The organism is Blastococcus sp. SYSU D00868 (assembly GCF_054050575.1).
Map to the genome: position 1 here is coordinate 31,953 of NZ_JBJGZO010000016.1, position 13,331 is coordinate 45,283.

At 75.2% G+C, this 13,331-nt stretch carries 9 protein-coding genes and 1 tRNA gene; 1 reads left to right on the forward strand and 9 read right to left on the reverse strand.

What is annotated here, in order from left to right:
- Positions 1–119 precede the first annotated feature (119 nt).
- The 9 genes from ACI79F_RS14575 to ACI79F_RS14615 form a co-directional block, all read right to left on the reverse strand.
- A complete protein-coding gene (locus ACI79F_RS14575; RefSeq protein WP_456545613.1) occupies positions 120–3,629 on the reverse strand; it encodes a PKD domain-containing protein in 3,510 nt (1,169 codons plus the stop codon).
- Between the two features lie 306 nt (positions 3,630–3,935).
- Positions 3,936–4,604 carry a hypothetical protein gene (locus ACI79F_RS14580; RefSeq protein ID WP_456545612.1) on the reverse strand — a complete coding sequence of 223 codons (669 nt, stop codon included), beginning with the start codon at positions 4,602–4,604 and terminating at the stop codon, positions 3,936–3,938.
- A gap of 56 nt (positions 4,605–4,660) precedes the next feature.
- On the reverse strand, positions 4,661–5,911 hold the full coding sequence (locus tag ACI79F_RS14585; protein ID WP_456545611.1) for a DUF1972 domain-containing protein: 1,251 nt from the start codon (positions 5,909–5,911) through the stop codon (positions 4,661–4,663).
- Between the two features lie 130 nt (positions 5,912–6,041).
- A complete protein-coding gene (locus ACI79F_RS14590) occupies positions 6,042–7,493 on the reverse strand; it encodes a sugar transferase (RefSeq protein WP_456545610.1) in 1,452 nt (483 codons plus the stop codon).
- Between the two features lie 249 nt (positions 7,494–7,742).
- On the reverse strand, positions 7,743–8,309 hold the full coding sequence (gene pth / locus ACI79F_RS14595) for an aminoacyl-tRNA hydrolase (protein ID WP_456545609.1): 567 nt from the start codon (positions 8,307–8,309) through the stop codon (positions 7,743–7,745).
- 89 nt (positions 8,310–8,398) lie between these two features.
- The gene (locus tag ACI79F_RS14600) at positions 8,399–9,103 is read right to left on the reverse strand and encodes a 50S ribosomal protein L25/general stress protein Ctc (protein ID WP_456545608.1); all 705 of its coding nucleotides are present in this window, start codon (positions 9,101–9,103) and stop codon (positions 8,399–8,401) included.
- A 216-nt stretch (positions 9,104–9,319) separates the two neighbouring features.
- Positions 9,320–10,300, reverse strand: a complete 981-nt coding sequence (locus ACI79F_RS14605) for a ribose-phosphate diphosphokinase (RefSeq protein WP_456545607.1) — start codon at positions 10,298–10,300, stop codon at positions 9,320–9,322.
- Positions 10,301–10,314: 14 nt separating this feature from the next.
- The gene (glmU, locus tag ACI79F_RS14610; RefSeq protein ID WP_456545606.1) at positions 10,315–11,874 is read right to left on the reverse strand and encodes a bifunctional UDP-N-acetylglucosamine diphosphorylase/glucosamine-1-phosphate N-acetyltransferase GlmU; all 1,560 of its coding nucleotides are present in this window, start codon (positions 11,872–11,874) and stop codon (positions 10,315–10,317) included.
- A gap of 57 nt (positions 11,875–11,931) precedes the next feature.
- Positions 11,932–12,004: transfer RNA gene (locus ACI79F_RS14615), tRNA-Gln, on the reverse strand.
- 294 nt (positions 12,005–12,298) lie between these two features.
- Here ACI79F_RS14615 and ACI79F_RS14620 point away from each other — a divergent pair.
- Complete coding sequence (locus tag ACI79F_RS14620; protein WP_456545605.1) at positions 12,299–13,249, forward strand: acyl-CoA desaturase; 951 nt, start codon at positions 12,299–12,301, stop codon at positions 13,247–13,249.
- The last annotated feature ends 82 nt before the right edge of the window (positions 13,250–13,331 follow it).

A 13,331-nucleotide genomic window follows, 5' to 3' on the forward strand; every position in this document is an offset into this window, starting at 1 on the left:
GATCCGGTGACGACCTGCGGTTTCCTCCCTCACGGGGGTGAGGCCGATCACCGACGGTGAGCGGGTGGCGACCGGCTGGTGGCCGGGCCGGCCCCGTGCGGGGCCGGCCCGGCCGGCGGTCACTGCGCCGCGGTGACCTGCAGCTCGGTGAAGCGCACCGCGGTGGCCGCCGTGTTGCTGCCCGGCCGGTAGGCGGCCAGGGCCACGCCGCCCGGGGCCTGCAGCGCCGCGGTGGTGTCCGTCCGCGTCAGCTGCGGCGCGGCGGGCTCGGCCTGGCCGGTCGCCCACACCGTCCCGGTGATCGTGCTGGTGCCGCTGCCGGTGACCCGCACGCGCACCTCGAGCGAGGTGCCCGGGGTCCAGGTCAGCCCGGCGACCCGCACCTCACCACCCGGGAAGGTCTCCACGCCCCCGGTGACCCGGGACAGCGCGAGCCACACCGCGCCGTCCGGGGCGACCCGCACCCGCACCGAGTACTCCTCGGCACCGGAGACGCGCCGCCCGGTCAGGGTGACGATCGTGCCGCTGGTGCCGGTCGGCGCGGCCGACAGCGTGAACGCCGTCCGCAGGTCGGTGGCGCCGGCGCGGACCGAGCCCAGGTAGGCGCCGGTCTCGTTGCCGGCGGCGGGCAGGTTGAACACCGCCGCCCCGCCGCTGACCGACAGCCGGGAGGCGCCGACCGCCGCGGTCCAGGCGCCGCCGATCTCCGCGGTGCCCAGGCCGCCGCTCACCGTCCGCTCGAAGGCGTCGCCGGCGAGCACCGGCGTGCCGGTCGGCGCGGTGACGGTCACGCTGCGGGTCGCCGTCCGGGTCGCCCCGAGGTCGTCGGTGACGGTGAGCGTGACGGTGTAGGTGCCGGCCGCCGCGTAGGTGTGCGACGCGGTCGCCCCGCTTCCGGCCGCCGTCCCGTCGCCCCAGGCCCACGAGTACCCGGTGACCGTGCCGTCGGCGTCGGTGGACCCGGTCGCGTTCACGCCCACGGTCGCGCCGCTGGCGGTCGCGGTGAAGGACGCCGTCGGCGGCTGGTTGGCCGCCACCGTCACCGAGCGGGTCGTGGTGCCGGTGAGCCCGCCGTCGTCGGTCACGGTCAGGGTCACCGTGTAGGTGCCGGCCGCGGCGTACGCGTGGCTCGCGGTGACGCCCGTGCCGGGCGCCGTCCCGTCGCCCCAGTTCCAGCTGTAGGAGCGGATCGAGCCGGTCGCGTCCGTCGACGTCGAGCCGTCGACCGAGACGGCCGACACCCGGCTGGTCGCGGTGAAGGCGGCCGTCGGCGCGGTGTTGGCGCGCGAGCCGGTCGTGCCCAGGGCGTGGTGCCCGGCCACGGCGTCGGCCGGCAGCGCGGCCGGGTAGATCGCGACCTCGTCCATGCGGGCGTTGACGTACTGGGCGCCCGACCAGGTGGTGTCGCCGCCGATCCGCCAGTAGCCGTAGTTGATCTGGCCGCGGGTCGACCCGGTCAGCGCGGCGACCTGGCGGCCGTCCACGTAGAGCCGCTGGCCGGAGCCGTCCAGCGTGGCGACGACGTGGTGCCAGCGGCCGTCGTTGTAGCTCGCCGGCGAGGTGACCAGCCGGACCTCCAGCGGCCAGACGCCGAAGTTCACCCGGCCCGCGGTGTCCATGTAGACGAGGCGGTCGTGGTTGGCGCTGGAGCCGGTGCGGGCGTCGCCGAAGCCGATGAACCGGCCGCCGGCCCGCGAGGTCGTGGAGAACCAGAACTCGAGGCTGAACGCCTGCGGGGCGACCAGCTTGGTGCTGCTGGCCAGGTAGCTGCTGGACGAGCCGTCCAGCGACACCGCCGAGTCGCCGTCGCCGGCGATCGCGCCGGGGACGCCGGTGGTCACCCGCGGGTACATCGTGGCGTCGTCGCCGCCGGTGCGGTCGTGGGCGGTGCCGCCCGAGGCCTCACCCAGCGGCCAGTAGTCGATCGCCCCGTCGGCCCGCACCGCGGCGCTGTACGGGCGCAGCGAGCCGCCGCCGGTGCCGACGCCCACCGACACCGCGGGCAGCGCGACGGTGTTGCCGGCCGGGTCGGTGACGGTGACCCGGTAGGTGTGCGTGCCCGCGGAGACCCCGGTGTCGGTCCAGCCGACCATCGGCCGGTTCCACCAGCGCGAGGCGCGGGTCGTCGTACCGATCGGCGTGACGGTGTCGTCGTCCCGGTAGACCCGGTAGGTCAGGTTCTCGTTGTCCATGTCGGACGCCGCCCGCCACGCCAGGCGCACCGTGCCGGCCCCGAGGACCGTGGCGGTGACGGAGACGTCGCCGGCCTCCGGGCCCACCTTGTTCGGCGCGATGGACGGCAGCGCGAAGCGGACCAGGCCCTGCTGGCCGGCGCCGTTCACGGACGGGAACTCGCCGCCGTAGACGACGTACTGGCCGTTGCCGGCGACCGACCAGCCGGCCTGGAACTGACCGGTGTAGGAGCCGGCGGCCATGGTCGGGAACCAGTTGAGCATGTTCGGGGCCGGCCACGCCTTCCACATGCCGTTGCCGACGGTCCCGACCGGGGCGACGGTGACGGCGGTGGCGCGCTTCCACACGTCGGGCACCTGCTGCGGGAAGTCGCCGATGTGCGTGCAGTCGTGCGCGTGGTTGGCCTGGTAGACGACGCCGCCGGTGGCGTAGGTCGAGTAGCTGTCGCCACGGCACTCGTTGGTCCAGCGGACCCTGCCGCCGTTGACGTCGGCGGCGAAGGTGCCCTCGAGGTTGCCGGGGCCGTAGTAGTTGTAGCCCGTGCCGTAGACGTTGGTCCCGTCGGTGGAGACGCTCCAGATGGCCGAGTTGACGCCCTGGTTGGTCAGCACCTGGTTGACCTCGAAGGGCCGGTTCTGGCTGGAGAAGGCGTCGATGGCGGCCACGCCGGTGGCGCGCACGCCGTTCATCGAGTCGAACCGGCCGGAGGCGACGAGCTGGGTCCCGTTGGTGGTCAGGACCATCGACAGGACCTCGTTGCTCAGGGCCCGGTTGCCGTTGGTGTTGCCCGCCGTCGAGCCGTACCCGGGCACGGGGGCCCAGCCGGTGAGCCCCCCGTCGACCGAGGTGACGGCCGCCAGCCGGGTGCGGCTCACGCCGCCGACCGCGCTGAAGGAGCCGCCGAGGTAGACGAACGCGTTGGACGCCGCGATCGCGCCGACCTGCCCGGAGACGCTGGGCCGCCAGTTGCCGATCAGCGCCCCGGCCGGGGTCAGGGCCGCGACGCGGTTGCGCACCTGCCCGTCGACCGCGGTGAAGTCGCCGCCGACGTAGAGCCGGGAGCCGTCCGGGGAGGCCGCGATCGCCAGCGCCTGCCCGTTCAGGCTGGGCGCGAAGCTGGTGATCAGCTGGCCGGTGCGGATGTCGTACGCGAGCAGGTTGTTGCGCACGACCTCGTTCACGCCCGGGGCCGAGCCGGCCGGGCGGGCGCGGGTGAACGACCCGGCGGCGTAGACGGTGTTGCCCAGGACGACCTGGGCCCAGACGACGCCGTTGACCTGCACCGTGGGCAGGGGGTCGGCGGTGACCGTCGTCGGGTTGGCCGCCGTCGGCGGCGCCGGGTGCGAGTCGGCCTGTGCCGTCCCCGGCAGCACCGTCGCCCAGCTGGCGACCGCGACCGCCAGTGCGGCCATCGCCGCCGCGGCGCGCGTGCGCACGCCCGTTCCCACTGCCCCCATGTGAGCCCCCGCTCGAGTACCGGTACCAGGTCGTCCGTGAGGACGACGACCGGATACTAAGCGTGACGATCGCCGGCCCGGCAGGGTGAATCGGCCACCCGATACGGTGACGACCTGCGGTTCTCCACCCGGAGGAGGGAGTCTCGGTCACTGTCCGTGTTCGGGCGCGTGCTCCGGGCGGGGGACGGCGGGCGCCCGGGCGGTGCTCGGGCGCGGGGCCCCGGAACGCGCGACGACCCGCTCCCGCGGTGCGGGAACGGGTCGTCGGGGGTGCGGGGAGGTGCGTCAGCCCACCGGTCCGGTGAACAGCAGGAGCGGGGCGCCGGCCTGGTAGCCGACCTCGACCGTGACCAGGTCGCGGACCCCCGTCGGCACGCTGAAGACGTACACGCCCTCGCCGGTGGCGCCCGGCTCGACCATCCCGGTGAACGGCGCCCGGGAGGGGTCGTCGAGCGGGGAGGCCGGCGTCCGGTCGGGACCGTGGGAGAGGTTGACCGCCACACCGTCCAGGGAGACGGCCTCGCTGGTGCCGTTCTCGATGCGCACGGTCAGCCGCAGCGCGGGGCCGGCGATGTTGCCGGGGCCGACGGCCGTGCCGTCGATGGCCTCGACCGAGGCGATGGTGGCCACGATGCCGTTGCCGACCGCCGCCGGGGCGTCCAGCGGCACCTCGGGCAGCGCGGGCGGCGGCTCGTCGACGTCCTCGGTCGGCCCGGTCGGTGTCGGGGTCGGCGGCATCGGCACGACGGTCTCGTCCACCGGGGCCCCCGGCGTCGGCGACGCCGTGGTGGCGGCCGCGGCCGAGGAGCCGTCGCCGTCCCCGCCGCCGGTGACCAGCACGAGCACGAGCGCGGCCAGCGCGACCAGCACCGCCGCGCCGGCGGCGGCCAGCCGTCGGCGGCGCGGTGCCGCCTCCGCGTCACCGGCCGGTGCCGTGCGCTCCTCGACGTCCACTGCCTTCCCCCCTCCCCGCCCCCGCGGGAGCGACTCGTCCTCGGTGCGCCGGCCGCTCACTGCTGGGCCGCCGGCAGGTGCTCCCACGGCGCCGGCTCGGCCGGCGTGGGCAGCTGCACGACGTTGTCCCGCAGCACCGGCCCGCGGGGCCGGGCCGGCGGCAGGTCGGCGTCGGTGGGGCGGCGGCGGCCGCTCGGGCGCCGCCGCGGGAACCGGCGGGCCACCAGGTCGGCCGCCAGCTCCTCGTAGCCGGCGGCGACCTGGTCCCAGTCGTAGCCGCGGGCCAGCTCCCGGGAGCGCCGGCCGTCGCGGGCGGCGCGGGCGGGGTCGGCCTCCACGCCGGCGATCTCGCGGGCGACGTCCTCCCGGGTCCGGAAGAAGCGCCCCGCGTCGGCGACGACCTCCCGGTTGAAGGAGCAGTCGAACGCCGTGACCGCCGCGCCGGCGCCGATGGCGCGCAGCAGCGAGGGGTTGGTCCCGCCCACGGAGTGGCCGTGCAGGTAGGTGGCGCTGTGGGCGTAGAGCTGGTCGAGCAGCTCCTGGTCCCAGACGCCGCCGAGGAAGCGCACCCGGTCGTCGGCCAGGGCGTGCACCCGCCGGGTGTACTCGTCGGCGTAGGGCGCCGAGCCCACGACGACCAGCGGCTTGGTCGCCTCGCCGAGCACGTAGCCCTCGACGATGAGGTCGACGTGGTTCTCCGGCTCGAAGCGGGCCACCACCAGGTGGTAGCCACCCGGCTCGAGGCCGAGCTCGGCGAGCTTGTCCGTCCCCGGCTCGATGATCGGGGCGCCGTAGGTGAGCAGCCGGGTCGGGGCGGCGAAGGCGTCGGTGTAGTAGTCGGCGATCCCCTGGGCGTCGGCGATGAGCGCGTCGGACCAGCGGACGGCGAGGCTCTCGGCGACCCGGTAGTAGCGCCGGCCGGTGCCGCCCCACTTGGCGCGCTTCCACTCCAGGCCGTCCACGTGCGTGGCGACCGGGATCCGGGCGGCGCGCAGCGCCGGCAGCAGCGGCGAGTTCGCCGCGTTGAACACGAAGGCGGCGTCGGTGCGGTGCGTGACCAGGTGGCGCACGGACAGCGCGGTGTGGCTCAGGGTCTCCAGGGACCGCTTGCGCGCGGCCGGCAGGTGCACCAGCTCCATGCCCAGGTGCCCGTCCGGCGGCGGCTCGGTCGCCCCGGGCGCCGTGCGGCAGTACACGACCACCCGGTGCCCCCGGTCGACCAACCTGCGGCCGATCTCCTCCACGGCGGTCTCGAAGCCGCCGTATCGCGCGGGGACGCCGCGCGTCCCCACCATGGCGATGCTCATGCGGTCCATCGGAGTCCGTTCGTCGGCGACCTGTCCCGCCCTTGATCGGCGGGAGCTCTCCCATCCTGAAGACGCAGGTCGCGGCGGTCGTCCCCCCGGAGGGTGAGGATGACCGCCGCGACCGTCACGGTCAGTAGGCTCCGGACCGGCCCAGCACGGCGCGGAAGGTCTTGGCCAGGATCATGAGGTCCATCGCCATCGACCAGTTCTCGACGTAGCGGAGGTCCAGGCGCACGGCCTCCTCCCACGGCAGGTTGCTGCGCCCGGAGATCTGCCACAGGCCGGTGAGGCCCGGCTTCACCAGCAGCCGGCGGCTGACCTGGGTGTCGTAGCGGGCGACCTCGCCCGGCAGCGGCGGCCGCGGGCCGACCAGCGACATGGACCCGCCGAGCACGTTGAGCAGCTGGGGCAGCTCGTCGAGGGAGAGCCTGCGCAGCCAGCGGCCGACGGGGGTGACCCGCGGGTCGACCCGCATCTTGAACAGCAGCCCGTCGGAGATGTTCTCCGCGCTCAGCGCCGCGACCTGCCGGTCGGCGTCGACGACCATGCTGCGGAACTTCAGCATCGTGAAGGTGCGGCCGTTCACGCCCACCCGCTCCTGGCGGTACAGCACCGGGCCGGGGCTGCCGAGCCGGACGGCGAGCGCGATGGCGAGCATCACCGGCGCGAGCAGCAGCAGCGCCACGGCGGCGACGGTGCGGTCCAGGCCGCCCTTGAGCACCCGGTGCCAGCCCTCGAAACGCGGCTGCTCGACCGCGAGCAGCGGCAGGCCCTCGAACGGGCGGATGTGCAGCCGGGGGCCGGCGACCTCGATCAGGCCGGGGGCGACGAGCAGCTCGATGCCGGTGCCCTCCAGCTGCCAGGACAGCTGCCGCAGGTACTGGGCGGCGGTCTCGCTGGCCGAGGTCACCGCGATCGTCTCGGCGCCGAGGCGGCCGGCCATCGCGACGACGTCGTCCAGCCCGCCGACCGGCAGGCCGAGCGCGCCGGCGACGCGGTCCCGGTCGCCGGGGGTGACGCAGGCAGCGACGACGTCCATGCCGGCGAAGCGCTCCCGCCGGACCCGCTCCACCAGCTCCAGCACCGCGCCGCCCCGGCCGACCACCATGACCCGGGTCGTGCAGGAGCCGCGGGCGCGCAGCCGGCGCAGCCAGCAGCGGGCGGCGAGCCGGATCAGCAGGGTGGCCAGCGTCAGCGCCGGGACGGCGACGACGACCAGGCCGCGGGACAGGTCCAGCGCGGCGGCGTAGGAGACCAGGCCCAGCGCGGCGAGGAGCAGGAGGCCGGCCCGCAGCACGCGGCGGTACTCGTCGCTGCCGGTGCCGAACGTCCGGGCGGAGTGGGCGCCGGTGGCGGCGAGCAGCAGCGGCCAGGCCACGACCAGCGCGGCGGCGGCCCAGAGCAGGGGCGACTCGACGGCGAGCGCCTCGCGGTGCGCGGCGAGGACGGCGCCGGCGGCGACGGCGGCCGCCAGGGCCTCGAGGACGACCAGCGCGAGGGTGTACCGGCGGGCCCAGGCCTGCGGCGTGCGGCGGACGGCGCTCCGTGGGGCGATCCGCACCCCCGGGACCGCGGCCTGCACGGACGCCGATCCCAGCCGAACTCGTTCGTGGTCGAGCAGCACGGTTCCCCCCGGACACCGATGTGACACTGTGTGGCCGGGGGCACGGTCGAACGCGGGCCTGACGTGCGGGTTCTCGCTCGGTTGCGCCTCGGCGGCACAGAGGACACTCACAGTCGGTCACCGAGGCGTCAACACGCACGGTGACCGTTCACCCTTTGGAGGGTGCGAAGCGGTCACTCGGCGACCACGCTCCGTGACAAGCGGGTGTCAGCTGCGGGGGTGGACCACGTTCTGCGCCGGCTCCAGCCCACGGGTGAGGAGCTCCTCGGTGGCGTCGGCCGCCTCGGCGAGCAGCAGGTCGAGCTCCTTGCGCTCGGTCGCCGAGAAGTCCTTGAGCACGAAGTCGGCCGGGTCCTGGCGGCCCGGCGGGCGGCCGATGCCGACGCGCACCCGCAGGTAGTCCCGGGTGCCGGTGGAGCGGCTGATCGAGCGCAGCCCGTTGTGTCCGCCCTCGCCCCCGCCGCGCTTGAGCCGCACGGCGGCGAAGGGGATGTCGAGCTCGTCGTGGACGACGACGAGGTCGGTCACGGGGATCTTCGACCAGTCCAGCAGCCCGCGCACGGGCCCGCCGGACTCGTTCATGTAGCAGGTGGGGCGGGCGAGGACCACGCGCCGGCCGGCCAGCCGGCCCTCGCCGACGAGGGCGCGCGAGCGGGCACCCTTCCCCGGGGAGAGCTTGATCCCGGCGCGGGCGGCGAGCTCGTCGAGCACCATCGCGCCGACGTTGTGCCGGTTGCCGGCGTAGGCCGGGCCGGGGTTGCCGAGGCCGACCACCAGGAAGGGGCCCTCGGAGGGGACGGACGCCGCAGGGGCGCCGGCGGTGCCGGCGCCCCTGTGGTTCGTGCTCTCGGTCAGCGCGTGCCTCAGCTGTTCTCGGTGGCGTCCATGGACTCGCCGCTGCCCTGGTCCAGCGGCTCGGGGACGACGTCGCCCTCGCCGGTGCCCTCCTCGGCCGGCGCGGACTCCTCGCGCTCGATGCCGGCCTCGGCCTCGGCGGCCTCCAGCTCGGCCTCGAGGGCGTCGGCGCTCGGGGCGGCCATGACGTTGACCACCAGCGCGTCGGCGTCGGTGAGCACGGTCGCGTCGCCGGGCAGCGACAGCTCGCCGGCGGTGACGCCCTGGCCGGCCGTGCGGCCGGTGAGGTCGACCTCGATGCTCTCCGGGATCGCGGTGGCCGACGCCTCGACCGACACGGTGTTCAGCTCGATGCTGACCAGGGTGTCGGGGGCGGTGTCGCCGACGGTCACGACCGGGACGTCGACGGTCACCTTCTCGCCGCGGCGGACGGCGAGCAGGTCGACGTGCTCGTGCACGCGGGTCAGCGGGTCGCGCTGCACGGCCTTGGTCAGCGCCAGGTGCTCCTGGCCGTCGAGGACGACGGTGATCAGCGCGTTCGAGCCGCCGTTGCGCAGCACGGCGGCGAACTCGCGGGCCGGCAGCGACAGGTGGACGACGTCCTGGCCGTGCCCGTAGAGGACGGCGGGGATGCGGCCGGCCCGGCGGGTCCGGCGGGCGCTGCCCTTGCCGAACTCGGTGCGGGGCTCGGCGTCGAGGCGGTGGTCAGCCACGGTGGTGTGCTCCTAGCTCTGGGGTCTGCGGGCCGGCGCACGCGCACGGGCGCACCCTCAGGAGCACACGCACGTCGATCACGGAGAACGGTGGCTCTCCCTCGCCGGGCAGTGCACGAGGTTACCCCACGCGGCTCGACGCCTGCTCCTGCGGTGTTCCTCGTGCTCCTGCGGCGCTGCAGCACCGCGAGAGCGCGAGGAGGACCGCAGGAGTGCTCAGCTGGCGCCGCCGAACAGGCTCGTCACCGAGCCGTCCTCGAAGACCTCCTTGATCGCCCGCGCGAGCAGCGGGGCGATGGACAGGACGGTCAGCTTGTCGAACTGGCGCTCGGCCTCGATCGGCAGCGTGTTGGTGACGACGACCTCGCTGATCCGGCTGTTCTTCAGCCGGTCGACCGCCGGGCCGGAGAGGACGCCGTGGGTGGCGGTGACGATCACGTCGGCCGCGCCGGCCTCGAACAGCGTCTCGGCGGCCTTCACGATCGTGCCGCCGGTGTCGATCATGTCGTCGACGATGATGCAGACCCGGCCCTCGACCTCGCCGACCACGCGGTTGGCGACGACCTCGTTGGGCCGCATCGGGTCGCGGGTCTTGTGGATGAAGGCCAGCGGGACGCCGCCCAGCTTGTCGCTCCAGCGCTCGGAGACGCGGACCCGGCCGGCGTCGGGCGAGACGACGGTGATGTCGCGGTCGCCCCACCGCTCGCGCACGTGGTCGACGAGCAGGTCGAGAGCGAACAGGTGGTCCACCGGGCCGTCGAAGAAGCCCTGGATCTGCGCCGTGTGCAGGTCGACGGTCATCAGCCGGTCGGCGCCGGCGGTCTTGAACATGTCGGCGACCAGGCGGGCGGAGATCGGCTCGCGGCCGCGGTGCTTCTTGTCCTGCCGGGCGTAGGGGAAGAACGGCGCGACCACGGTGATCCGCTTGGCCGAGGCGCGCTTGAGCGCGTCGACCATGATCAGCTGCTCCATGAGCCAGGTGTTCAGCGGCGCGGTGTGGCTCTGCACGACGAACGCGTCGCAGCCGCGTACCGACTCCTCGAACCGCACGAACAGCTCGCCGTTGGCGAACTCGTACGCGGCGGTGGGCGTCGGCGTGACCCCGAGATGACCGGCGATCTCCTCGGCCAGCTCGGGGAAGGCCCGGCCGGAGAAGAGCATCAGGCTCTTGCTGGTGGTCTGCCGGATGGCGCTCATGAGTTCGCGTACCCCTACTGGTCGGTCTGCGTGCCGGTGGCCGGAGGCCGGCCCTCGTCGCCCCCGGGTCGAGTGTCGGCCGCGCCCGCGGCCGGTGCATCCCCGGCGGCCGCTGCGGCGCGCGCGGCGGCGGTGCCCGGCCGGCGACGGCCCACCCAGCCTCCCACATTCCGCTGCTTCGCCCGTGCGACGCCCATCGCACCCGGCGGGACGTCGGTGGTGATCACCGACCCCGCGGCGGTGTAGGCCCCGTCGCCCACCGTCACCGGCGCCACGAGCATCGTGTCCGACCCGATGCGCACGTGGTCGCCGACGGTGGTGTGGTGCTTGGCGATGCCGTCGTAGTTCACGAACACCGTGGCCGCGCCGATGTTGGAGCCCGTGCCGATGGTGGCGTCGCCGACGTAGGACAGGTGCGGCACCTTCGAGTCCTCGCCGACGGTCACGTTCTTGGTCTCCACGAACGCGCCCACCTTCGCGCCCCGCGCCAGCCGGGTGCCCGGCCGGAGGTAGCTGAACGGCCCGACGGTGGCCGCCGGCCCGATCACCGCCCCGCTGGCGTGCGACCGGACGACGGAGGCGCCCTCCCCCACCTCGCAGTCGGTGAGCGTGGTGTCCGGGCCGACGACCGCCCCGCCGGCGACCCGCGTCGTCCCGAGCAGCTGGGTGCCCGGCTGCAGGACGGCGTCGGGGCCGACGCCGGCGGTCACGTCCACCCAGGTGGTGGCCGGGTCGACGACGGTCACCCCGGCGACCATCAGCTCGTCGAGCACCCGGTCGTTGAGCACCCGCCGGCGGGCGGCGAGCTCCCGGCGGTCGTTGCAGCCGAGCACGTCGACCGGGTCCTCGGCGCGGGCGCCGCCCACCACCGCGCCCTCGGCCACCAGCAGGCCGACGACGTCGGTGAGGTAGACCTCGCCCTGGTCGTTGTCGGCGTCCACCCGCTCCAGCGAGCGGCGCAGCGCCGCGGCGTCGCCCACGTACACGCCGGCGTTGACCTCGCGGATGGCCCGCTGGGCGGCGTCGGCGTCGCGCTCCTCCACGATCGCCCGCACGGCGCCCTCGCCGTCCCGGACGATGCGGCCGAGCCCGGCCGGGTCGTCGACGGCGGCGGTGAGCACGGTGAGGACGGCGCCCGACGCCCGGTGCGCCTCGACGAGCGCGGCGACGGTGGCGGCGCGCAGCAGCGGGGCGTCGCCGTTGACGATCAGCACCCGCCCCTCGAGATCCGGGACGGCGGCCAGGGCCACCGCGGCGGCGTGCCCGGAGCCGCGCTGCTCCTCCTGCACCACCGGCCGGGCCGCGGGGGCGACGGCGGCCAGGTGCTCGACGACGGCCTCCCGGCCCGCGCCCACGACGACGAGGGTCTCCGGCGCACCCAGCGGCCCGGTGGCCGCCAGCACGTGGCCGAGCATGCTGCGCCCGCCGAGGGGGTGCAGCACCTTGGGTGTCGCCGAGCGCATCCGCGTGCCCTGCCCGGCGGCCAGGACGACGACGCCGGCGACGGCGCCGGCGACGTCGCCCGCCCCCGTCCGGGCCTCGGTGCGGTCGGTTCCCGGCTGGTGCTCGCTCACGGGTCTCCTCGGACGGCGGGGCGGTCGGTGCGCGCTCGGCTGACGGGCGCGGTGCTGCTGGGGGACTCGGACTCGAACCGAGACTTCCCGGCTCCAAAGGCCGGCGGGCTGCCGATTACCCCATCCCCCATCCGGGCGCCGCTGCCGGCACGCGGGACGCCGGAGGCGCCACGGGCAGCCTAGGGTGCCCGCCCGGCCCGGGCACCGGCCCGTCGCGCCGCGGCGGCCCCCCGCGGCGCTGACCTGCACGGTCTCCCGCGGCGCCGCCCCCGCCGGGCGGGGCCGGCTACGGCGACGTAGGTTACGGAGCCGTAACCACGGTCGGGGACGCTGCGGCGATCGACCACCCCACGACACCACCCCACGACACCGCCCCACGGAGGCCGTCCTGTCCGCTCCCGCCCTCACCCGGCCCTCGGTCCCGATGCGGCCGGCTGACCCGGACGCCGGACTGCCGGCCAACGCCTACGGCAAGGAGAAGGGCGCGGTCGAGCAGATCACGCTCTACCTGTTCGTGATCGTCCCGTTCCTCGCCCTGGCGGCGGTCGTCCCGTTCGTCTGGGGCTGGGGGCTGTCCTGGCTGGACCTCGGCCTGCTGGTCGCCTTCTACTTCGTCCCGCTGCTCGGGGTGACCGTCGGCTACCACCGGTACTTCACCCACGGGTCCTTCAAGACGGGCAAGCCGCTGCGCTACGCGATGGCGATCGTCGGCTGCATGGCCATCCAGGGCCCGGTCGTGCAGTGGGTCGCCGACCACCGGCGGCACCACGCGTTCTCCGACCGCGAGGGCGACCCGCACTCCCCGTGGCGCTACGGCACCGACACCCGCTCGCTGGTCAGGGGCATGTGGCACGCGCACCTCGGGTGGCTGTTCGACCGCCGGCAGACCAACCCCGAGCGCTACGCCCCGGACCTGCTCAAGGACCGGGGGCTGCGCGTGGTCAGCCGCCTGTTCGTCGTCTGGGCGTTCCTCAGCCTCGCGCTGCCCGCCGCGATCGGCGGCCTGGTCACCGGCTCGTGGGCCGGTGCCTGGTCGGCGTTCTTCTGGGCGGGCCTGGTGCGCACGGCCCTGCTGCACCACGTGACCTGGTCGGTCAACTCGATCTGCCACGTGATCGGCACCCGGCCGTTCGCCTCCCGCGACCGCGCGACCAACGTCTGGCCGCTGGCCATCCTCAGCGGCGGCGAATCCTGGCACAACCTGCACCACGTCGACCCGACCAGCGCCCGGCACGGCGTGCTCCGCGGCCAGCTGGACATGAGCGCCCGGATCATCTGGGCGTTCGAGAAGCTGGGCTGGGCGCACGGCGTCAAGTGGCCCGACCCCGCGCGGCTGGCGGCCAAGCGCCGGGTCGCCGTCGGGTCAGCCGGCTGAGTCCGCCGGCGAACGTCCCGCCGCCCGGGCGGCCCGCCTCCCCGCGCGCGCCCGGGCGCCGCCGTCCCGAGGGGGCGCCGGT